This is a genomic window from Neobacillus jeddahensis (assembly GCF_000612625.1).
Lineage (GTDB): Bacteria > Bacillota > Bacilli > Bacillales > Cytobacillaceae > Neobacillus > Neobacillus jeddahensis.
The window spans coordinates 61595-84947 of the sequence record NZ_CCAS010000008.1 but is presented as its reverse complement, the minus strand read 5'-3'; the positions used below and the strand labels follow the sequence as shown (position 1 = coordinate 84947).

The window sequence follows — 23353 nt, the reverse complement described above, 5'->3', positions numbered from 1 at the left end:
GCAGTGCGGTGATGACCCCCTAATTATGAAAGTGAGGAAAGCTTAGATGCGTTTTGATGAGGCCTATTCGGGGAATGTGTTTATTAAGAGCCACCCGAATTTTGAAGAGAGTCAAGTAGTTTTATATGGAATGCCGATGGATTGGACGGTAAGCTATCGTCCCGGTTCACGTTTCGGTCCTGCCCGCATTCGCGAGGTATCGATTGGTCTGGAGGAATATAGTGCCTATCTTGATCGCGAATTAGATGAAGTAAAATATTTCGATGCTGGGGATATCCCATTGCCATTTGGCAACCCTCAGCGCAGCATCGATATGATCGAAGAATATATTGATCAGATTCTGGCAGCCGGCAAGTTTCCACTTGGCATGGGCGGCGAGCATCTCGTCTCATGGCCAGTCATGAAGGCTGTCTATAAAAAATACCCAGATTTAGCGATTATCCACTTCGATGCCCACACCGACTTACGTGAGGAATATGAAGGCGAACCGTTATCGCATTCAACGCCAATCCGCAAAATAGCGGAACATATCGGGCCGAAAAACGTTTATTCATTCGGGATCCGTTCCGGTATGAAGGAAGAATTCCAATGGGCCAAAGAAAATGGCATGCATATTTCCAAGTTTGAAGTGCTTGAACCACTAAAAGAAATTCTGCCAACATTGGCAGGGCGTCCAGTCTATGTCACCATTGATATTGATGTGTTAGATCCAGCGCATGCACCTGGAACAGGAACAGTCGATTGTGGCGGGATTACGTCCAAAGAACTGCTTGCTTCCATCCATGCGATTGCCCGTTCCGAAGTGAACGTAGTCGGCGGGGACCTAGTCGAGGTCGCGCCAATCTACGATCCATCCGAACAAACGGCCAACACTGCAAGCAAACTAATCCGTGAAATGCTACTTGGCTGGGTAAAGTAACTCATTCACCATTTGTTAGCTGTGCCTGTCCCGATTTTTGGGGCGGGCCTCTTTGATTTGTGGGGTTACTATGTTTATAATAGTAGAAGTGCCGCGGTAGGTGGCAAGAATGATTCAAAACGAGAACGATTCTAAAGAGCTTGCATAAGTTCGTGTTAATAAATGAATAAGGATGTGCTGATTCGATTGGCAAACCATGAAATACCTGTGAAAATAAAGGTGAAAACGACGATCAATGCCGATGAGACTTTTGAATTAATGGTGTCTGGCCGATACTCTCAAAAGGCGGGGGCATCATTCTTACAGTATGAAGAAGTGCTGGAAGAGGGCACAGTAAGAACGATCGTGAAGGTAGCGGCGGAAGAGGCACTTATTTTACGCGGCGGTGCGGTCAAGATGCGGCTGCCATTCCGTTTACATAAAAGGATGCGAGGCAGCTACGAGATGCCGTTCGGCACGTTTGAAACGATGACAATGGCAAAGCGGATTGAGCATACTAAAGGTCTGATTGATATTTTATACGATTTCAACATGCAGGGTTCGCCCGGCGGTACATACCATTTGGAGATTACCTTTCAGGAGGATGAACAATGAATATAGTGGAACAAGTGCAAACAAAGATCAAGGAAGAAATTCGTGCGGCCGTACTGAAGGCAGGGCTGGCAACAGAGGAGCAGATCCCTGCTGTAATCTTAGAGATCCCGAAGGAAAAGGCACACGGTGATTATTCAACAAATATGGCGATGCAGCTAGCGCGCGTCGCGAAAAAAGCACCACGGATGATCGCGGAGGCATTAGTTGAGCATTTCGATCGTTCCAAGGCATCGATTGAAAAAATTGAGCTCGCAGGACCAGGCTTTATCAATTTTTATATGGAAAATGCCTACCTAACTGACTTGATTCCAACCATCCTTACCGCAGGTGACAAGTACGGTGAAACAACGGTTGGCGGCGGCGAAAAAATTCAGGTTGAGTTTGTCTCAGCCAATCCAACGGGGGACCTTCACCTTGGACATGCTCGCGGTGCGGCCGTTGGCGATTCCCTTTCAAATATTTTAGCGAAAGCGGGCTATGATGTTTCACGTGAATACTATATTAATGATGCTGGTAACCAGATTAATAACTTGGCGTTGTCGGTTGAGGCCCGTTATTTCCAAGCACTTGGTTTGGAGAAGGAGATGCCTGAGGATGGCTACCATGGTGCCGACATTATCGGCATTGGCAAGACATTAGCGGAGGAATTCGGCGACAAGTATGTCCATGTGTCAGATGCGGAACGGTTTGATTTTTTCCGTGAATACGGTTTGAAGGTCGAAATGGCCAAGCTGAAGCAGGACCTCGAGGATTTCCGTGTGGGCTTTGATGTCTGGTACTCAGAAACCTCACTTTATAAAAATGGAAAAATTGATCAAGCCCTTGCTGCCTTAAGGGAAAGCGGCTATGTCTATGACCAAGATGGGGCAACGTGGCTCCGTTCGACTGATTTTGGCGATGATAAGGATCGCGTCTTAATCAAGCAGGATGGCTCGTATACGTATTTGACGCCGGATATTGCTTACCATAAGGATAAGCTTGAGCGCGGCTTTGAAAAGTTGATCAATATTTGGGGTGCCGATCACCACGGCTATATCCCAAGGATGAAGGCGGCGATACAAGCCCTTGGCTATGACCGTGAAGCCCTTGAGGTTGAAATCATCCAGTTGGTTCACCTCTATAAAAATGGTGAGAAGATGAAGATGAGTAAGCGTACCGGTAAAGCGGTGACGATGCGTGATTTGGTCGATGAGGTCGGCCTCGATGCGACGCGTTATTTCTTTGCGATGCGCAGCTCGGATACACATATGGATTTTGATTTGGATTTAGCTGTATCAGAATCGAATGAAAACCCAGTGTACTATGCACAGTACGCCCATGCCCGGATTTCGAGCATTTTGCGTTCAGGCGAAGAGCAAGGCATCTCTTTTGCGGGTGATGCCAACTATGCATTGGTATCGTCTGAAAAGGAAATTGATTTATTGAAAAAGCTGGGTGAGTTCCCATCCGCTGTCGGTGAGGCGGCCGTGAAGCGTGTGCCACACCGGATTACGAACTATGTCTTTGAGCTAGCGTCGACGTTCCATAGTTTTTATAATGCCGAAAAAGTGCTTGATAGCGAGCACGTCGATCGCACGAAGGCGCGTCTAGCGTTAGTAAGATCCGTGCAGATTACCTTAAAAAATGCGCTGGCATTGATTGGCGTTTCCGCACCAGAAAAAATGTAAATGGTCAGAGCTCCCTTGCGAAAAGGGGGGCTTTTTTATATGGGGTGAGCTCGATTAAATATAAAATCCAAAGGGGGCTTTTTTCCATAAAAACGAATAACCACCAAGAAAATGGAAATATTAAAAAGAGAATTTTGAGTGGGGAGTGAACCGAACAAATGAACATTGGAAGAGCAAGGGAAATAGCTGAATCCGCTGAAATGATCAACGTGACCTATGACGGAACGCCTGTAATCATCCAGCATGTCGATGAGGCCAGCAAAATGGCGCGCATCTATTCTAAAACCGATCCCGACCATGAGCGCGATGTCCCAGTATTAAACCTAATCGAAGAATAAAAAGGAGTCTCCGAGTATCATTCGGGGACTCCTTTTCTTAAAATGAGAAATATCCAGCTCAAGAAGCCATCGGCTCGAGGTCACAAGCGGGTCCGTCGAGAAGGTTAAAGACGAGAAGCATGAAGTCGCGGTACCTGGCCTCGCTCTTATCGGTTTTGAGATCCGGTTAAGCACTCGATCTGATAAATAGACGGAGAAATTCCGCCTATTTAGGAATTATCATCAAAAATAGCCTAAATAGACGGAAAAATTTCGCCTATTGACTCGAAAAACGTGAAAATGGGGGGATTTTTTTTGCATAAGCGGAAAAACTCCGCTTATTTACCCCCGAAACGGGCCCCATTCTGTACTTAAGCGGAAAAACTCCGCTTATTACTTTCGTTGGTTACTCAATGGATTTGGCTTATCATTTCACATTGGCTTTTTCACAACTCCTGCCATGTTTTCATGGGAAAAATGTGGTGGAGAAATGTACCCGGAGTATGATAAAGGAGTTCATGGAATAGCGTACAAATTATCGGATATTCACATGACAAAAGACTAAGTTAAAGCTCAAGATTGATTTTTAACACTCTGTTGATTGGAGCGGAAGGTGCTTGACTCCTGGGGGATTAGCGTTACAGGCGAGACCCCGCAGGAGCTTGCGACGAGGAGGCTCGGCGAACGCCCCCCGGAAAGCAAGCACCTGGAGCGGAAATCAACAGACTTTTTTGACAGAGCCAAACCAAAAAGGACAGGGCGGTTTTGCACGGTTTTTCTTATAAAAAAATCGAAATGGCTCCGGCAAGCCTTTCCTTCGCCGCCCTCAATAAGTTCGGCTTCGTTAACGCCGCCATCGTCAGCAGCTCCGAGTCAAGGAGATCCCTGTTAATGACCGCCCGGACCCGTTCAATAAAATCGGGATCATAAATATAGCAATTGATCTCTTTGTTTAAAAACAAACTTCGCATATCAAAATTAGCGGTACCGATATCGCAAAGCTTGTCATCAACTAAAATAGTTTTTGCATGATAAAAACCATTTTTATATTGATAAACCCGAGCACCTGCCTGAATAAGTGTACGCAAATAGCGGTATGATGCCTCTTGAACAAGAAAATGGTCCGCGGTGAAGGGAACAATAATCGTGATAGCTACACCACGCCGCCGTGCCTCAAGTAGTTCCGCAAAAATCGGGGCGCTAGGAATAAAATAGGGGGTGCCAATCAAAATGGCTCGCTCCGCCATCTGAATCAAGCGAATAAAATTTTCCTCAAGCTGCCCTGCCTCCGTTGGGGTAAACTGATGGCGTACTCCACCCTTAGGCAGCTTGGGGAAATAGGCTGGTCGATTATGAAGATTTTCCCCGCCATACTCGTGCCAATCGAGCAGAAACTCACTTTGCAAAAAATTAATGCTCTCGCCGGTAATTTTCAATTGGTAATCGCGCCACGGACTGAGTTTTGGCTCACCATCAATATATTCCTTACCAATGTTGAAGCCGCCCAGAAAACCAATCTTTCCGTCAATAATGGTTAGCTTGCGATGATTTCGGACCTGTGAAGAGTAAAAGAGATACGGGAGCTTAATTCGATTGCTAAAAGCAAAGTGGATTCCAGCCTCCCGCAGCTCCTTGACAATACAGGGTTTAATCTCCATACTGCCGAGCCGGTCAAGTAATAGCCGCACCTCGACGCCTTCTTGTGCCTTTTCTTTTAAAATAGTGAAAAATTCCCGTCCTAAGTCATCGTCACGGACAATATAATATAGGACATGAACGTGAACTGTAGCTTGACGAAGCTCTTGAAAATAATGCTTGAAAAAGTCTTTCCCATGCGTAAAAATTTCAAAATGGCCGTGGAGGATACCCGTTTCCACTTTGCTGCCGAGTACAAGATGCTTCTTTCTGCCTAAATGAAAATCTACGCCAAGCCAAATAATGATCAGAAGTAGTAGTCCGCACAAATATAGTAAAAATTTCATGGACGATCTTTCCCCCATTCGGTTTTGTTAGTGTTGCCGAGCGGAGTTATTTCTATAAGTCGAACGAATCTTACAAAAAATTGATTGACTGAATGCTCATTCATAATATAATAGAGTTAAGTGTAAGTTCAGAAAATTATATATTTTCTACAACTTGAAAAAATAGTAGGGGAATACTGGAAAGGGGCGTATTTGCATGAATGGTCTTCTATGGGTGAATTTAATTGCATTCTTAATTGTAACCGCTTACGCTATTAGCTTGTTTGTTTATGTGGTTAAAACGCGAATCCAATTCATCAAGCTTGGGAAAAAGGTCGAGTTTGACAACAATGTCAAAGAGCGGCTCCAAAAAATTTGGGTCAATGTATTTGGGCAAAAAAGGCTGCTAAAGGATAAGAAAAGTGGAGCCATCCACGTCATGTTCTTTTATGGCTTTATTCTCGTTCAATTTGGAGCGATTGATTTTATTTGGAAAGGGCTTGCGCCAGGCTCTCATCTGCCGCTGGGGCCGATCTATGCCGGGTTTACCTTTTTTCAAGAAATCGTTACCTTAATGATTCTGGTCGCGGTCATCTGGGCATTTCATCGCCGTTATGTTGAAAAATTAGTCCGCTTAAAGCGTAATTTTAAATCAGGACTTGTTTTGATCTTTATCGGTGGATTAATGGTGTCGGTCTTGCTTGGAAATGGCATGGGCATCATTTGGCATGGCGAGGATCCATCCTGGACAGAACCGGTCGCTTCCGTCTTGTCACTTATTTTCTCATGGATGGGTGAAACCGCCGCTATTGCTGTTTTTTATGTGGCCTGGTGGTTGCATTTACTTTTCCTTTTAAGCTTCCTAGTCTATGTGCCGCAGTCCAAACATGCTCACTTAATTGCCGGGCCGGCCAACGTTTATTTTAATCGCTTGGAAAAGCCGGGTAAGTTGAAAAAGGTCGACTTTGAGGATGAATCACAAGAGTCGTTCGGGGTTGGAAAAATAGAAGATTTTACCCAGCACCAAATGATCGATTTTTATGCCTGTGTGGAATGTGGCCGCTGTACCAATATGTGCCCAGCGACGGGAACAGGAAAAATGCTGTCGCCGATGGATTTAATTGTGAAAATGCGCGACCACCTCACCAATTATGGGGCGTCGGTCACGTCGAAGCAGCCATGGGTGCCAACATTTGCCTTTGCTAATACAAAAGGGAATCAAATTGCCCTTGCAGCAAGCGGACAAGGGGCCGAGGAAACGGCTGCCGCCTTTGCCTACAGCCCAAGCTTAATTGGTGACGTGATCACGGAAGAGGAAATTTGGGCTTGTACAACATGCCGAAACTGTGAAGACCAATGTCCAGTTATGAACGAGCACGTTGATAAAATCATTGATTTACGCCGCTATTTAGTGTTAACCGAGGGGAAACTGGATGCTGATGCCCAGCGTGCCATGACCAATATCGAACGCCAAGGCAATCCATGGGGCTTGAACCGCAAAGAGCGGGAGAATTGGCGTGAAGTACGTGAGGATGTCGAAATTAAGACAGTGAAGGAAATGAACAAGGCTGGCGAAGAATTTGAATATCTATTCTGGGTCGGCTCAATGGGCTCTTACGATAATCGCAGCCAAAAAATTGCCTTATCGTTTGCAAAATTAATGAATGAAGCGCACGTGAAGTTTGCCATCCTTGGAAATAAGGAAAAGAACTCTGGCGACACGGCCAGGCGCTTAGGAAACGAGTTCTTGTTTCAAGACTTAGCCGCAAAAAATATTGAGGAATTCGAAAAGGCAGAGATTAAGAAGATCGTCACGATTGATCCGCATGCCTACAATATTTTTAAAAACGAATACCCAGATTTTGGTCTAGAGGCAGAGGTTTTCCACCATACGGAAATCCTGTATGAATTGGTTCGCGATGGCCGCCTCGTTCCGAAGCATGCCGTCAACGAAACGATTACCTTCCATGATTCTTGTTACTTAGGGCGTTACAATGACGTTTACGACCCGCCACGGGAAATTTTAAAATCGATTCCTGGCGTGAAGCTCGTGGAAATGGAACGGAATCGCGAGAAAGGTATGTGCTGTGGTGCTGGCGGCGGGCTGATGTGGATGGAGGAAGAAACAGGTCACCGGATCAACGTCAGCCGGACCGAGCAAGCTTTGGCTGTGAATCCATCGGTGATCAGTTCCGGCTGTCCGTATTGCTTAACGATGCTGTCGGATGGAACGAAGGCTAAAGAGGTGGAAGAGCAAGTAGCCACTTACGATGTCGCCGAATTGCTAGAAAAAGCGGTTTGTGGGGAAGGGAAGGCTGTCGCATCGTAAAAAGCAGTGAATCTGTGCCGGTGGAACATGCGAATGGTGGGAATCCTATTGGGGAAGGGACGTACCAATTGTGGCAAGCCGGCGTCAGAGTCGTTTCATAGTAGGGGTTGAATAATTTTACGAATCAAAATTTTAAGAATTTTGTGTAAAACATTTCAACTTCTGCTATTTTTTATGTAAAATAGAATAGTAGGATAAAACGCTTACATTTTTCTTTTTAGATGGTAACGAAGGTATTTCGGTTTTGAACAAATGCAGTTGACTTGGCTCAGGATGAAGGGCAAGGCGCTTGTCTGCAGCATTTTTTCGAGCGAGCGTTCAGTCACTGCAGGTGAAAGGAATATGACGAAAAGGGAGAGTGTTTTGCATGGGGAGAACGGTCATTTTAAGCGGGGTACGAACACCATTTGGAAAATTAGGTGGGGCATTAAGCAGCTTCACGGCATCACAGCTAGGGGGCATTGTGGTCAAGGAAGCTTTGGAACGCGCGGGTGTAAGGCCTGAACAGGTTGAGGAAGTCATCCTAGGAACGGTTTTACAAGGTGGACAGGGACAAATCCCTTCACGCCAGGCGGCCCAATATGCTGGCCTGCCATGGGAAGTGAAAACGGAAACGATTAATAAGGTTTGTGCTTCGGGGATGCGCAGTGTGACCTTGGCAGATCAAATCATCCGTGCAGGTGATGAAGCGGTCATTGTCGCTGGCGGAATGGAATCAATGAGCAACGCTCCATACATTTTACCTAAAGCACGCTGGGGCTTCAGGATGGGCGATTCTACGGCGAAGGATTTAATGATTCATGACGGCCTAAGCTGCAGCTTTACTGGGGTGCATATGGGCACGTATGGAAATTCAACAGCGGCTGAACTGGAGATTAGTCGCGCTTCCCAGGATGAGTGGGCGCTTCGCAGTCATGTCCGTGCGGTTGCGGCGATCGAAAGTGGGAAATTTGCTGAGGAAATCGTTTCCGTTGAGGTGCCGCAGCGCAAGGGTCCAGCGCTCTTGGTTGCCGAGGATGAGGCACCGCGAAAAGATACGTCCCTAGAGCGATTGGCGAAACTAGCGCCAGTTTTTGGCTCAACCGGAACGATCACGGCTGGGAATGCCCCAGGGGTTAATGACGGTGCAGCCGCGCTGGTGCTAACGAGTGAAGAACTTGCTGCCCAGGAAGGTTTGCAGGTGGAGGCAGTGATTCTTAGCCATGCAGCGATTGCAGTGGAAGCAAAGGATTTCCCGCAAACTCCAGGCCTTGTCATCAATAAGTTATTACAAAAGACGGGTCGGAGTTTAGAGGAGATTGATCTGTTTGAAATAAATGAAGCCTTCGCGGCGGTCGCCTTAGCCAGTGAAAAAATTGTCGGTCTTGACCCGAAAAAGGTAAATGTTAATGGCGGTGCGGTTGCTTTAGGCCATCCGATTGGTGCAAGCGGAGCCCGCATCATCGTTACGTTAATGCATGAATTGAAGCGCCGCGGCGGTGGCATTGGAATTGCTGCGATTTGCAGCGGCGGCGGCCAAGGCGATGCCGTCATGATTGAAGTCCCGAAGGCGTAGGGGAAAGGGTTACTGTCGGACAGAGATCTTACATTGGAAAACTCTTTTATATAATTTTTCAACAAGAGGTCGGAGTCACATCCGGCCTCAAAATGGAGGGGAAAACATGAAGGTTTCAAAGGTAATGGTGATCGGCGCAGGACAAATGGGCTCAGGCATTGCCCAGGTCTGTGCACAAGCGGGCTACCAGGTTGTCTTAAACGATTTAAAACCCGAATTCGTGGAACGCGGACTAGGTGTCATCCAAAAAAAACTTGCCCGCAACGTGGCGAAAGAGCGCATCACCGAGCAACAAAGGCAGGAGGCGCTGGCGAGATTAACGCCGTCAACCAACCTCAATGATGCTAGCGGCGTGGATCTTGTCATCGAAGCAGCCGTTGAAAATATGGAAATCAAAACAAATCTATTTGCTAAATTGGATCAAATTGCCCCGGCGCATGCGATTCTCGCCAGCAATACATCCTCACTGCCCATCACGGAAATTGCGGCCGCCACCAACCGTCCGGAAAAGGTGATTGGCATGCACTTCATGAATCCGGTTCCCGTGATGAAGCTCGTTGAAATCATTCGCGGCCTTGCAACCACCGATGAAGTGTATCAAGCGATCGAGGACATGACGAAAACGTTGAGTAAGGTGCCCGTTGAGGTCAATGACTTCCCAGGCTTTGTTTCCAACCGCGTGCTTATGCCGATGATCAATGAAGCCATTTTCACGTTATACGAAGGGGTGGCGACGAAGGAAGCCATTGACGAAGTCATGAAGCTCGGCATGAACCATCCGATGGGGCCGTTAACCTTAGCGGACTTTATTGGCCTCGACACTTGTCTATATATTATGGAAACCTTGCACGAAGGCTTCGGTGATGACAAATATCGCCCATGTCCGCTCCTCCGCAAATATGTAAAAGCCGGCTGGCTCGGCAAGAAAACCGGACGTGGCTTTTATAGCTACGAATAACAAGAAAAGCGGAAGATTAGATAACAAATACCAGGTGGATCACGACCTCATTACATAGTAGAGATTCTGTGGTCTCCCCTGGAAATGTACGATAACAATACATCCATCCTCAAAAGGGGAGACAAACAATGAATCTTATTTTTACAGAAGAACAAGAAATGATGCGAAAAATGGTTCGGGACTTTGCCGAAAGTGAAATTACGCCATGGATTGAAAAGATGGAAAAAGGGGAATTCCCCCGTGAAATCCTTCGCAAAATGGGCGAACTGGGCCTGATGGGCATTCCTGTTCCCGAAAAATATGGCGGAGCTGAAATGGATTTTACCTCCTATATCTTGGCGATTCATGAACTTTCTAAAGTAAGCGCAACCATCGGCGTTATTCTCAGCGTCCATACCTCGGTCTGTACAAATCCAATCCTCTACTTTGGAACGGCGGAACAGAAGCAGCGCTTTGTGCCGAAACTGGCCTCGGGCGAGTATTTGGGAGCGTTTTGTTTAACTGAGCCGAGCTCCGGATCGGATGCAGCCAGCTTGAAAACCCGAGCTGTGAAAAAGGGTGATCAGTATGTCCTGAACGGCTCGAAGGTGTTTATTACAAATGGGGGAGAGGCGGATGTCTATATCGTCTTTGCGACAACCAATCCGAAATTAGGTACAAAAGGGATTGCCGCCTTTATTGTTGAAAAAAACACCCCTGGTTTTATCGTTGGTAAGGATGAGAAGAAAATGGGTTTGCATGGCTCTAGAACAGTGCAGCTGACGTTTGAAGATATGCATGTGCCCGTCACTAATATGCTCGGCAATGAAAGTGAAGGCTTTAAAATTGCCATGGCCAATCTCGATGTCGGCCGGATCGGCATCGCCACGCAGGCACTTGGGATTGCCGAGGCCGCACTGTCGGCGGCAACGGCCTATGCCCAGCAGCGCCAGCAATTCGGCCAGCCAATTGCCTTACAGCAAGGGATTGCCTTTAAGCTTGCAGATATGGCGACAAGTGTTGAGGCGGCGAAGCTCTTAGTCTACCGGGCGGCGGATTTGCGGAGTCGGGGTGAGAAGTGTAGTCAGGAGGCATCGATGGCTAAGCTGTTTGCGACGAAGACAGCCGTGGAGGTGGCAACGGAAGCAATCCAAGTGTTTGGCGGCTACGGCTATACCGAAGATTATCCCGTCGAACGGTTTTTCCGCGATGCCAAGGTAACGGAGATTTATGAAGGTACGAGCGAGATTCAACGGATCGTGATTAGTAAGTATTTATGAGTTATTTTTGGTAAAAAAATCCAATAATTGTAGAATTCTCACGGAAATTTGTAGAATAACATCTGATTTTTGTAGAATTCCCTTCCGAATTTGTAGAATCACTCCATAAATTTGTAGAATTCACATCGATTAGCTAAAAAGTTAATAAAAATAGCTCTTAAAAAAGAGGAGGACGACCGAAATGAACTTTAAATTATCGGAAGAACATGAAATGATTCGTAAAATGGTGCGTGATTTTGCTCGTAACGAGGTGGCGCCCACTGCAGCTGAACGCGATGAGGAAGAACGCTTTGACCGTGAGATTTTTGACAAAATGGCGGAGCTCGGCTTAACAGGAATTCCTTGGCCAGAACAATACGGCGGCATTGGCAGCGACTATCTTGCATATTGCATCGCCGTGGAAGAACTGTCCCGCGTTGACGCATCGATAGGCGTCCTTCTTTCCGCCCACACCTCTCTTGCTGGCTGGCCAATCTATAAATTTGGCAGCGAAGAGCAAAAGCAAACGTATCTACGACCAATGGCAGAAGGCAGCAAAATGGGGGCCTATGGCTTAACAGAACCTGGCAGCGGCTCGGACGCTGGCGGGATGAGAACAACAGCCCGCTTAGAAGGCGACCACTATGTTTTAAATGGCTCAAAAATTTTCATCACCAATGGTGGCGAGGCCGATATTTATGTCGTCTTTGCCTTAACAGATCCATCGAGTAAGCAAAAAGGAACGACTGCTTTCATCGTTGAGAGTGATTTCCCAGGCTTCTCGGTTGGAAAAAAGGAAAAGAAACTCGGCATCCGCTCTTCACCGACAACGGAAATTATTTTTGAAGAATGCAAGGTGCCGGTTGCCAATAGACTGGGAGAAGAGGGCGACGGTTTTAAAATTGCGATGATGACCCTTGATGGCGGCCGTAATGGCATCGCTGCCCAAGCCGTGGGAATTGCCCAAGGCGCGTTGGATGCCGCAGTGGATTATGCACGGGAACGCCATCAGTTCGGCAAACCGATTGCAGCGAACCAAGGGATCTCGTTCAAGTTAGCAGATATGGCCACAGGTATTGAGGCATCAAGACTATTAACCTATCAAGCGGCCTGGTTAGAGTCAAACGGCTTGCCGTATGGAAAAGAGTCGGCGATGTCCAAATTATTCGCGGGTGATACAGCGATGAAGGTGACAACGGAGGCGGTTCAGGTGTTTGGCGGCTACGGCTATACGAAGGATTATCCAGTCGAACGGTTCATGCGCGATGCTAAAATTACACAAATTTATGAAGGAACACAGGAAATCCAACGCCTTGTCATTTCGAGAATGTTAACGAAATGAGGCGGATATAGGGGATGAAAAAGCGCGAAGTTCAGGCCTCCGTCAAGGATGAGCGCCTTGTCCAAAAAAGGCGTGATCAAATGATCAAAGGGGCCGTTACACTTTTTAAAGAAAAGGGGTTTCACCGGACAACGACGAGAGAGATTGCCAAGGCCGCCGGTTTTAGTATCGGCACGCTGTATGAATACATTCGCACGAAGGAGGATGTCCTTTACCTCGTCTGTGATAGCATTTATGACCATGTCAGCGAGCGTCTTCAGCAGGATCTTGCCTTGAAAAAGGGGACATTGGAAAGCTTGAAGCTTGGCATCGCTAATTTTTTTCAAGTCATGGATGAAATGCAGGCGGAAGTGCTCGTCATGTATCAGGAAGTGAAGTCGCTGTCGAAGGATGCCCTCCCGTATGTTCTGAAAAAGGAAATGGCGATGGTGGGGATGTTTGAGAATCTGTTGTCACGCTGTGTGGAAAACGGAGAGTTGCATCTTTCGGAAAAACAGGTCGAAATTATTGCCCATAATATTTTTGTCCAAGGGCAAATGTGGGGGTTTCGGCGCTGGGCGTTGCGGAAGCTATTTACGTTGGAAGAATATATTGAGTTGCAGACGGAGCTTTTGTTAACAGGGATTGTTGGCGACGGTGCGGCGGCGAAAAAAGGTATCTGAGAAATAACGATAGGGCAGGTCGGATGGTTTTGCTGTCTCGGTAAAGGCAAAAATTCCGATCAGGCTATCAAGTGGCGAGTGGGAGACAAGGTTCATTTTTATAAAAGTAGGTTTTTCCAAACAGGGAGAATGCAGGTCATTTTTAAAAGGGGGAGCACGATGGGGACTTATCAGCCAAGGCATCATATCCGCTTTGTGACGGCGTCGAGTTTGTTTGACGGGCATGATGCTTCGATTAATATTATGAGACGGATTCTCCAGGCAAGTGGCGCGGAAGTGATTCATCTTGGTCATAACCGCTCGGTTGAGGAGGTTGTTAATGCTGCGATTCAAGAGGATGTCCAGGGCATCGCCATTTCGTCATATCAAGGTGGGCATGTTGAATACTTTAAATATATGTATGACCTATTAAAGGAAAAGGGTGCACCACATATCCGGATTTATGGCGGTGGCGGCGGGGTGATTATCCCACGGGAAATGGATGAGCTGCATGCCTATGGGATTGCGCAGATTTTCTCGCCGGAGGATGGCCGCATGCTCGGGCTTCAGGGCATGATCGATCGGATGATTCAGGAATGTGATTTTTCCACAGTGGAAATGAACGTAACGGAGCAAATCGAAAAACTGCCATCAGGCGATGTAAATAGTATTGCTAAGCTGATTACCCTAGCAGAGTTGCATGTGGATAAACAAAACGAGGCCGCGGCGGCAGCTGAGCAAGTATTGGAACAGGTGAAGTCGCTCGAAAAGGAGATTCCCGTTGTCGGGATTACCGGGACGGGCGGGGCGGGAAAAAGCTCGTTAACGGATGAATTAATCCGCCGCTTCATCAATGAATTTCCGGAGAAGCGGGTCGCGATTCTCTCGGTCGATCCGACAAAACAAAAAACGGGCGGTGCCTTGCTTGGTGACAGGATCCGCATGAATGCCATTTTTTCGGCAAATGTGTATATGCGCAGCCTTGCAACACGACATTCGAAAAGTGAACTTTCGCTTGCGATTAAGGATGCGGTCGCGGTGACAAAGGCGGCTGGTTTTGACCTGGTGATTGTTGAAACGAGCGGGATTGGCCAAGGTGATGCGGAAATTACGGAAATTTGTGATGTGTCCTTGTACGTCATGACGAGTGAATTTGGCGCCCCTTCCCAGCTGGAAAAAATTGATATGCTTGATTTTGCCGATTTAATTGTCATCAATAAATTTGAGCGTAAGGGCTCAGAGGATGCGAAGCGCCAGGTGCAAAAGCAGTACCAGCGCAACTATATGCTGTTTGAAAAAGAGTTAGCTGAAATGCCAGTGTACGGGACGATTGCAAGCCAATTTCATGATCCAGGCACGAATGCTTTGTTCGCAGCGTTAGTGGAAAAAGTGAATCAGAAGATGGCGACGGATTGGGTGACGTCGTTTAGTAAAGAGGCAATTGTTGAAAAACAAAATGTCATCATTCCGACGGACCGCCGTTATTATTTACGGGAAATCTCGGAAACGGTGCGCGGCTATCATCGCAAGGCGGAGGAGCAAGCGAATATTGCCCGGAAATTATTTCAGCTTGAAGGAGCTATTACCGCGGTGCAGGATCAACCAGCGGTGGTGGCGGCTTTGGAGGTTGTCAGGCAGGAGACGGAAGCACAGCTGACGGCGGAATCGCGGAAAATTCTGGCGGGTTGGGCAGATACGAGGGCCGCTTATGCCGGTGACCAATTGGTGACGCGCATTCGTGATAAAGAGATTATCACGGTACTAAAATCAACAAGCTTATCCGGGCTGGATATCCCGAAGGTAGCCTTGCCACGCTATAAGGATTATGGGGAAATCATCCGTTGGGTGTACCAGGAGAATGTGCCGGGGGCGTTCCCGTATACGGCTGGGGTATTTCCGTTTAAGCGCGAAGGGGAGGACCCGAAACGGCAATTTGCCGGGGAGGGAACGCCAGAGCGGACGAATCGCCGCTTCCACTATTTATCGAAGGATGATGCGGCGAAGCGTTTAAGTACGGCGTTTGACTCGGTGACGCTTTATGGCGAAGATCCCGATTATCGTCCGGATATATATGGGAAGGTCGGCGAAAGTGGCGTCAGCGTTTGTACGTTAGATGATATGAAAAAGCTGTATGACGGTTTTGATTTATGTCATCCGTCGACGTCGGTGTCGATGACAATCAATGGACCGGCACCGATTATTTTGGCGATGTTTATGAATACGGCGATTGACCAGCAGGTTTTACGGAAAGAGGCGGAGCTTGGCCGTGTGTTAACGGTCGAGGAGTTTGCTGCGGTACGTGCCTATACATTACGAACAGTCCGTGGGACGGTTCAGGCCGATATTTTAAAAGAAGACCAAGGTCAGAATACGTGTATTTTTTCAACGGAATTTGCCTTGCGAATGATGGGCGATATTCAGCAATATTTCATTGATCATCAAGTGCGCAACTATTATTCGGTTTCGATCAGCGGTTACCATATTGCCGAAGCTGGGGCCAATCCGATATCGCAGCTGGCGTTTACGCTGTCAAATGGCTTTACGTATGTCGAGTATTATTTGAGTCGTGGCATGAAGATTGATGATTTTGCGCCAAACTTGTCATTCTTTTTCTCGAATGGCTTGGATCCAGAGTATACGGTGATTGGCCGGGTGGCGCGGAGGATTTGGGCAACGGTCATGCGCGATAAGTATGGAGCCAATGAGCGCAGTCAAAAGTTAAAATACCATGTGCAGACCTCGGGCCGCTCACTCCATGCCCAGGAAATTGACTTTAATGATATCCGGACGACATTGCAGGCGTTAATGGCTTTGCATGATAATTGTAATTCGCTGCATACGAATGCCTATGATGAAGCGATCACGACGCCGACGGAGGAATCGGTGCGCCGGGCGATGGCGATTCAGATGATTATTACGAAGGAGCACGGGTTAACGAAAAATGAGAATCCGTTGCAGGGTTCGTTTATTGTGGAAGAGTTAACCGAGTTGGTCGAGGAGGCCGTGCTCCAGGAGTTTGAACGCTTGAATGACCGCGGCGGGGTGCTTGGTTCGATGGAAACGCAGTACCAACGCGGCAAGATTCAAGATGAATCGATGTATTATGAGATGAAGAAGCATACGGGCGAGCTGCCGATTATCGGCGTGAATACGTATTTGAATCCGAATCCACCTTCAGTGGAGGATGTTAATAATATGGAGCTGGCGCGGGCGACAAAGGAGGAGAAGGAGCTGCAAATACACAATTTGCGGGCCTTCCAGAAGGCGCATGCGGACGAAGCAGCCGCGGCCTTAACGCGCTTGAAGGAAGCTGCCGTCAATCATGGCAACGTGTTCGCCGAATTAATGGAAACCGTCAAAGTCGCCAGCCTCGGCCAAATCACCAGAGCCCTCTACGAAGTCGGTGGACAATACCGAAGAAATATGTAAGTAGAAACGGTGTCAGGCACCATGTGAAATTTTCACATGGTGCCTGACACTACTGTTTTGAATGCACGGATAAAAAATATTTTCCTTAAAGATGTAAAATAATCTCATATCTTATATAATATACTAGCATTCAAACTTCTTAGGGATTACGGGCAGGTGGATACGGATGAAGGGTAGTCATATAATGATTGTGTTAGTGATTGTTGCCTGGCCATTTTACTATCTCTACCAACGTCAACTAGGTGCGATATCCTTCCTTTTGCTGGCGATCTTTTTTTTGATTATCTCAATTAAAGAGATAAAAAAGCTTAAGGAACAGAAGAAACAAACTAGTGAGCTGTCATCAAAGGAAAAAATAGAATGAAACTATAACTAGAACTAGCATAAACCCCAAGAATTTGTTTATAATGAAGAATATGCAAATTTGGAGAAATGCGGAATGACGATGAACGCTAACAAGCTAGACCATTCCCCAACATGCCATACATATTAGCATCTTAAGGATTTTCCCTTAATCACTTTATAAGAGTGTTAAATAGAAAGGAAGTGCCAAAATTGAGTTTAGCACAATACTCAAAAGAGGAATTAAAAGAATTATCCCTCATCGAAATGGCTTTTGAATATTTAAAAACTAGCAAGCAGCCCATCTCATTTAATGAATTAGTCAGTGAGATTAAAGCAGCAGCTAAAATTTCCGACGAAGAAATCAGAACCCGCTTGGCACAATTTTATACAGACATGAATATCGATGGCCGCTTCCTATCATTAGGAGAAAACCGTTGGGGCCTTCGCGTTTGGTACCCAGTTGATACTGCTGAGGAAGAAGTGGTAACGGTTGTGAAGCCGAAGAAGAAAAAGGCAAAGAAAGTGGTCGACGAAGAAGAACTCGAAGATTTCGATGCAATCGGAGAAGAAGAAGATTATGACGATCTCGACGATTTTGAGGACGAAGACGATTTACTTGATGATGAAGAGGAACTTGATCTAGATGAAGTCGATGATTTTGACGACGATGATGATGATGATGATGATGAAGTCCTTGAAGACGATGAAGAATTTAAATTAGATGAAGACGAAGATCTTGACGACGAGGAAGAAGACGAAGTGTTTGAAGAAGAGGAAGAAGAATAATCGATCGAACGGGAGGATGTTACCGCACTCTGCCTCCTATTTTGACAGATGAATCAGCTTGACTTTTTATTCAGGCTTCTGTATTATCTTTTTTGGGCTCCTTTTAAAAGGACGAATGATGATTACTTATATGCGCTCCCTTGCAATAGCGAGAAGGAGCGCTTTTTATTTTTAAAAACCTCCCGTCTGACGGGGGTTTTTCGTTTTTGGAGCAATAGGGAAAATTTTTTTTGAAAAAATCCTTAAATAACCTGAATAATGCACAAACTGTAATGGAGGGGGAATCATTTATGACAAAGTATATTTTTGTAACGGGTGGTGTGGTGTCATCACTTGGAAAAGGGATCACAGCTGCCTCACTAGGGCGTTTATTGAAAAATCGGGGCTTAAATGTAACAATCCAAAAATTTGATCCGTATATTAACGTTGACCCAGGAACGATGAGTCCTTACCAACATGGTGAAGTATTCGTAACCGATGATGGCGCTGAAACGGATCTAGACCTTGGCCACTATGAGCGTTTTATTGATATCAATTTAAACAAGTATTCTAACGTAACAACAGGAAAAATTTATTCAACTGTATTACGTAAAGAGCGTCGTGGTGATTATTTAGGGGCAACCGTACAGGTTATTCCGCACATTACCAATGAAATTAAAGAGCGCTGCTTCCGTGCTGGCAAAGAAACCAATGCCGATGTTGTGATTACGGAAATTGGGGGAACGGTTGGAGACATCGAGTCATTACCATTCCTAGAGGCAATTCGTCAAATTAAGAGTGATATCGGCAGTGAAAATGTGATGTACATTCATTGTACGCTTATTCCATATATTAAAGCGGCCGGTGAAATGAAAACAAAGCCGACGCAGCACAGTGTAAAAGAGCTGCGCAGCCTAGGGATTCAGCCAAATATCATCGTAGTTCGGACGGAAATGCCAGTTTCCCAGGACATGAAGGATAAAATTGCCTTATTCTGTGATATTGATGCCAAAGCGGTGATTGAATGTCAGGATGCGGATACCTTGTATTCGATTCCACTTGCTCTTCAAGCGCAAAATATGGATCAAATCGTTTGTGACCATTTGAAATTGCAAACGAAGACAGCGGAAATGACAGAATGGACGGCCTTGGTTGATCGAGTGTTAAACCTTTCAGGCAAAACACGCATTGGTCTTGTCGGAAAATATGTCGAGCTGCAGGATGCTTACATTTCTGTTGTTGAGGCGATGAAGCATGCTGGTTACGCGTTTGATACTGACGTTGAAATTAAGTGGATTAATTCAGAAGATGTGACACGCGAAAATGTGGCCGAGCTTCTTGATGATGTCGATGGCGTGCTTGTTCCTGGTGGATTTGGCGACCGCGGTATTGAAGGGAAAATTGAAGCGACGCGCTATGCCCGTGAGCAGAAGAAGCCGTTCCTTGGCATTTGTTTAGGGATGCAGCTGGCAACGATTGAATTTGCCCGCAATGTGCTAGGGCTAGATGATGCGCATTCGGCCGAGTTCGTACCTGAAACGACTCATCCAATTATTGATTTACTGCCAGAGCAGAAGGATGTCGAGGATTTGGGCGGTACCTTACGTTTAGGCCTATATCCTTGCCGTCTTGTTGAAGGAACGAAGGCATTCTCAGCCTATGAGGATGAGGTTGTGTACGAGCGCCATCGTCATCGTTATGAATTTAACAATTATTATCGTCAAGATATGGAAGCGGCGGGGTTCATCTTCTCAGGGACAAGTCCTGATGGCCGCTTAGTGGAAATTATTGAGCTAGCGGATCACCCGTGGTTCGTGGCTTCTCAGTTCCATCCGGAATTTGTCTCAAGACCAACGCGCCCACAGCCGTTGTTCCGTGATTTTATCCGGGCTTCTCTTCAAAAATAAGCTGTGTTGAAACCAGTTCTCCGCCGTTGGTGGGGAACTGGTTTTTTTAGTGCGTGTTTTTGGGTGTAAATGGAAAATTATCCGTTCGTTTGCGGAAATGATCCAATGCCTGTGGAAAATGATCCAATGCCTTCGGAAAATGCTCCAATGCCTGCGAAAAATGATCCAATGCCCTCGGAAAATGACCCAATCCAAAATCCACGCAAAAAAACAAGGCCATACCGGCCCTGTTTTATTCCGCAAACTCTACCAAAATTTCATCAATCGTAAACTTCAAGCCATAATAGACGAATAAGGCCACCAGCGCAGTAGGATAGCCAAAGCGGTTACCGACATCGTCCGGCAGCAATCCTTTTGTCAATCGCAAATCAAGATGGACATCCGCTAAATCCGCCAAATCCAAATCAACCCCGTCCAACACAGTCGAAACTGCGACAAACGGAATCATTTTTTCATGGAGCAACCGCGCCAGCTCTAGCGCTTCTGTATCCCTATTGCTTCGGGTGAAAATTAGGACTCGATCCGCATCAGTCAGCTCCTCAACAGCTGACATCGTCAAAACCCTCGCCGCCGCCAATGGTTCAACTCCTTCTAACGCTTCAAACTCGACCGCCTTCATTTCCTTCGTCCCGAACAGATAGATCGACCCGTCCCCAACTGGAGCTTGAGCCAGCAAGCGAGCTCCGTCCTCAAATGAAAATTCCTCTTTTTCCGCAAGCCGTTTAAATACACCTGTTAACTGGGTAGTAAACATCTTTAACATACTAACCCTCCTTTATCACCGTACCTATTATAAACTTTTTCAGGATAATGAAAAAATAAATGAGAAATTCCACAAAATAACACATCAGACCGAAAAAACAGGCAGGAAATCTCCCCAATCAGGTCGAAGAATTACTAGTGATAGGTATTAGTAGGTAATGCTAGAAAAACAAGGAAGAGGTGGAGTTAATGAAAGAGAAGATTTTAATTGTAGACGATCAATTTGGTATTCGAATTTTACTAAATGAGGTATTTCAAAAAGAAGGATACCAAACATTTCAGGCAGCAAATGGCATTCAAGCATTAGAGATTGTTACAAAGCATGACCCAGACCTTGTTTTGCTCGATATGAAAATACCGGGAATGGACGGGATTGAAATCCTGAAACGTATGAAAGTCATCGACCCAGATATACGTGTCATCATCATGACTGCCTATGGCGAATTGGATATGATTCAAGAAGCCAAAGACCTAGGCGCCATCACTCATTTTGCGAAACCCTTCGATATTGATGATATCCGGGCTGCGGTTCGGAAACATATTCCACAGCAAACAAAATAATCAAATAATGACAATGCATTTCTGGTGGTACCTTACGAAAGAATCACCAGAACCGTCATTATTTTTTATAAAAGCCAGTTAGAAAAACGCTGGATTAAGTTGGGTGCGCTTTCATTATGACAGTTTGAAAAACTGTGCTCGAATAATGGCATTTCCTCCGTTGTTTTGTTATGATACATATGAACTTTTAACAGGCTGAATATCATTTCTGATTTATACATAAACGACAAATGAGAGGGAAATCCTTTTATGGAAGACCCTGTTACAGAAATGATAGTAAGCTAATTTAAGGAGGAAGAATTATGCCTTTAGTATCAATGAAAGACATGCTTATTAAAGCGAAAGCAGAAGGCTACGCTGTTGGGCAATTTAACATTAATAATCTTGAGTTCACTCAAGCTATTCTTCAAGCGGCAGAAGCAGAAAAATCACCAGTTATCCTAGGTGTTTCTGAAGGCGCTGGCCGTTATATTGGCGGTTTCAAAACGGTTGTTAAAATGGTAGAAGGTTTATTGGAAGATTATAAAATTACTGTTCCAGTGGCTATTCACCTTGACCACGGTTCAAGCTTTGATAAATGTAAAGAAGCGATTGACGCTGGTTTCACTTCAGTTATGATCGATGCTTCTCACCACCCATTTGACGAAAACGTAGCAACTACTTCTAAAGTAGTAGAATATGCTCATTCAAAAGGTGTGTCTGTTGAGGCGGAATTAGGAACTGTTGGCGGACAAGAGGACGATGTAATTGGTGGAATCATGTACGCTGATGCCCAGGAGTGTGTGGAACTTGTAAAACGCACTGGTATTGACTGCCTTGCTCCTGCATTAGGTTCTGTTCACGGTCCTTACAAAGGCGAACCAAACCTTGGTTTCAAAGAAATGGAAGAAATCGGAAATCTTACAGGTATGCCGTTAGTTCTTCATGGTGGAACTGGAATTCCTACAAAGGATATTCAAAAATCAATTTCACTTGGAACTGCTAAAATCAACGTAAACACTGAAAACCAAATCGCTTCTGCTAAAGCTGTTCGTGAAACACTTGCAGCATTACCTGAAGAGTACGATCCACGAAAATATTTAGGACCAGCTCGTGACGCGATTAAAGAAACTGTCATCGGTAAAATCCGTGAATTTGGTTCTTCAAACAGAGCGTAATCTACTTCTAAAGCGTGGATTGCCATTTCTACGAAAGGCAATCGACACGATTAGACAACATGATGACGTAAATTATGATAAGATGAAAACCGTCCTTACTAAGGGCGGTTTCAGTCTGTAATTAGAGTCTGAAAATTTAGTCGAAAAAATGGAGGGAAAACGATGAAATTTTTTATTGATACTGCAAACTTGGATGAAATCCGCGAAGTACATGAACTAGGCTTACTAGCAGGGGTTACCACCAACCCATCGCTTGTTGCAAGAGAAAAAGATGTATCATTTCATGAACGTATCAAGGAAATTGCCGAGCTTGTTCCTGGTTCTGTTAGTGCTGAAGTCATCGCTCTTGATGCAGAGGGCATGATTAGAGAAGGAAAAGAATTAGCAGCGATCGCACCAAATATCACCGTAAAAGTTCCCATGACTCCAGACGGCTTAAAAGCATGCCATGCTTTTTCAAAAGAAGGCATCAAAACAAACGTTACCTTAATCTTTAATGCAAACCAAGCATTGCTTGCAGCTAGAGCAGGCGCTACATATGTTTCTCCATTCCTTGGCAGATTAGATGATATCGGTCAAAATGGCTTAGATCTAATCTCACAAATTTCCGACATCTTTGCGGTTCATGGCATCGAATCAGAAATTATCGCTGCCTCCATCCGTAATCCAATCCATGTCACAGAAGCTGCTTTAAGAGGCGCCGACATTGCGACCATTCCTTACAAAGTATTAATCGGCTTGTTCCATCATCCATTAACGGATAAAGGAATCGAAGGGTTCCTAAAAGACTGGAATACCCGTACAAACGCATAAAGAGTCCAACAGTTTTTTCCATTTTCGTAAATTTTTTTTGATATCCATACATGAAAATAAAATTTTCGTGTAAACTAAAGAATAGACAAGCTG

At 45.7% G+C, this 23353-nt stretch carries 19 protein-coding genes; 17 read left to right on the top strand and 2 right to left on the bottom strand.

Annotated features, from left to right (window positions below; all coding sequences use genetic code 11):
- The first annotated feature begins 46 nt into the window (after positions 1 to 46).
- The 4 genes from speB to TY15_RS05835 all read left to right on the top strand — a co-directional run bounded on the left by speB (position 47) and on the right by TY15_RS05835 (position 3518).
- Positions 47 to 919 carry an agmatinase gene (speB, locus tag TY15_RS05850; protein ID WP_040206868.1) on the top strand — a complete coding sequence of 291 codons (873 nt, stop codon included), beginning with the start codon at positions 47 to 49 and terminating at the stop codon, positions 917 to 919.
- 186 nt (positions 920 to 1105) lie between these two features.
- Complete coding sequence (locus TY15_RS05845; protein WP_244440886.1) at positions 1106 to 1513, top strand: YwiB family protein; 408 nt, start codon at positions 1106 to 1108, stop codon at positions 1511 to 1513.
- Complete coding sequence (argS, locus tag TY15_RS05840; protein WP_040206872.1) at positions 1510 to 3180, top strand: arginine--tRNA ligase; 1671 nt, start codon at positions 1510 to 1512, stop codon at positions 3178 to 3180. The genes TY15_RS05845 and argS overlap by 4 nt, the downstream gene beginning before the upstream one ends.
- Before the next feature lie 158 nt (positions 3181 to 3338).
- Positions 3339 to 3518, top strand: a complete 180-nt coding sequence (locus TY15_RS05835; RefSeq protein WP_040206875.1) for an H-type small acid-soluble spore protein — start codon at positions 3339 to 3341, stop codon at positions 3516 to 3518.
- A gap of 758 nt (positions 3519 to 4276) precedes the next feature.
- On the opposite strand, the gene cls is transcribed toward TY15_RS05835, so the two are convergent.
- Positions 4277 to 5479 (bottom strand): cardiolipin synthase, encoded by a 1203-nt coding sequence (gene cls / locus TY15_RS05830; RefSeq protein ID WP_040206920.1) that lies wholly within the window; start codon positions 5477 to 5479, stop codon positions 4277 to 4279.
- 196 nt (positions 5480 to 5675) lie between these two features.
- Here cls and TY15_RS05825 point away from each other — a divergent pair, with 196 nt between their 5' ends.
- From TY15_RS05825 to TY15_RS05775, 10 genes are all read left to right on the top strand, one after another.
- On the top strand, positions 5676 to 7787 hold the full coding sequence (locus TY15_RS05825; protein WP_040206921.1) for a (Fe-S)-binding protein: 2112 nt from the start codon (positions 5676 to 5678) through the stop codon (positions 7785 to 7787).
- Between the two features lie 367 nt (positions 7788 to 8154).
- Entirely contained in the window at positions 8155 to 9342 is a 1188-nt protein-coding gene (locus TY15_RS05820; RefSeq protein WP_040206923.1) for an acetyl-CoA C-acetyltransferase, read from the top strand.
- Between the two features lie 106 nt (positions 9343 to 9448).
- The gene (locus tag TY15_RS05815) at positions 9449 to 10300 is read left to right on the top strand and encodes a 3-hydroxybutyryl-CoA dehydrogenase (protein ID WP_040206925.1); all 852 of its coding nucleotides are present in this window, start codon (positions 9449 to 9451) and stop codon (positions 10298 to 10300) included.
- A gap of 128 nt (positions 10301 to 10428) precedes the next feature.
- A complete protein-coding gene (locus tag TY15_RS05810) occupies positions 10429 to 11559 on the top strand; it encodes an acyl-CoA dehydrogenase (RefSeq protein ID WP_040206928.1) in 1131 nt (376 codons plus the stop codon).
- A 181-nt stretch (positions 11560 to 11740) separates the two neighbouring features.
- Positions 11741 to 12880 (top strand): acyl-CoA dehydrogenase, encoded by a 1140-nt coding sequence (locus TY15_RS05805; RefSeq protein WP_040206929.1) that lies wholly within the window; start codon positions 11741 to 11743, stop codon positions 12878 to 12880.
- Between the two features lie 14 nt (positions 12881 to 12894).
- Entirely contained in the window at positions 12895 to 13542 is a 648-nt protein-coding gene (locus tag TY15_RS05800) for a TetR/AcrR family transcriptional regulator (RefSeq protein ID WP_040206930.1), read from the top strand.
- A gap of 159 nt (positions 13543 to 13701) precedes the next feature.
- Positions 13702 to 16950 (top strand): fused isobutyryl-CoA mutase/GTPase IcmF, encoded by a 3249-nt coding sequence (icmF, locus tag TY15_RS05795; RefSeq protein WP_042374174.1) that lies wholly within the window; start codon positions 13702 to 13704, stop codon positions 16948 to 16950.
- Between the two features lie 166 nt (positions 16951 to 17116).
- Positions 17117 to 17314: a hypothetical protein gene (locus TY15_RS05790; RefSeq protein ID WP_040206932.1), complete on the top strand. Its 198-nt coding sequence runs from the start codon at positions 17117 to 17119 to the stop codon at positions 17312 to 17314.
- 191 nt (positions 17315 to 17505) lie between these two features.
- Positions 17506 to 18081 carry a DNA-directed RNA polymerase subunit delta gene (gene rpoE / locus TY15_RS05785; protein WP_040206934.1) on the top strand — a complete coding sequence of 192 codons (576 nt, stop codon included), beginning with the start codon at positions 17506 to 17508 and terminating at the stop codon, positions 18079 to 18081.
- A gap of 290 nt (positions 18082 to 18371) precedes the next feature.
- Complete coding sequence (locus TY15_RS05775) at positions 18372 to 19967, top strand: CTP synthase (RefSeq protein ID WP_040206935.1); 1596 nt, start codon at positions 18372 to 18374, stop codon at positions 19965 to 19967.
- A gap of 232 nt (positions 19968 to 20199) precedes the next feature.
- Here the strand turns inward: TY15_RS05775 and TY15_RS05770 are convergent, their stop codons facing one another.
- A complete protein-coding gene (locus TY15_RS05770; RefSeq protein WP_040206940.1) occupies positions 20200 to 20730 on the bottom strand; it encodes a DUF2529 domain-containing protein in 531 nt (176 codons plus the stop codon).
- 188 nt (positions 20731 to 20918) lie between these two features.
- Between TY15_RS05770 and TY15_RS05765 the strand changes: the two genes are divergently transcribed.
- From TY15_RS05765 to fsa, 3 genes are all read left to right on the top strand, one after another.
- Positions 20919 to 21290 (top strand): response regulator, encoded by a 372-nt coding sequence (locus TY15_RS05765; protein WP_040206941.1) that lies wholly within the window; start codon positions 20919 to 20921, stop codon positions 21288 to 21290.
- 302 nt (positions 21291 to 21592) lie between these two features.
- Complete coding sequence (locus TY15_RS05760; RefSeq protein ID WP_040206943.1) at positions 21593 to 22447, top strand: class II fructose-bisphosphate aldolase; 855 nt, start codon at positions 21593 to 21595, stop codon at positions 22445 to 22447.
- Positions 22448 to 22609: 162 nt separating this feature from the next.
- Complete coding sequence (gene fsa / locus TY15_RS05755; protein WP_040206945.1) at positions 22610 to 23260, top strand: fructose-6-phosphate aldolase; 651 nt, start codon at positions 22610 to 22612, stop codon at positions 23258 to 23260.
- Positions 23261 to 23353 lie beyond the last annotated feature (93 nt).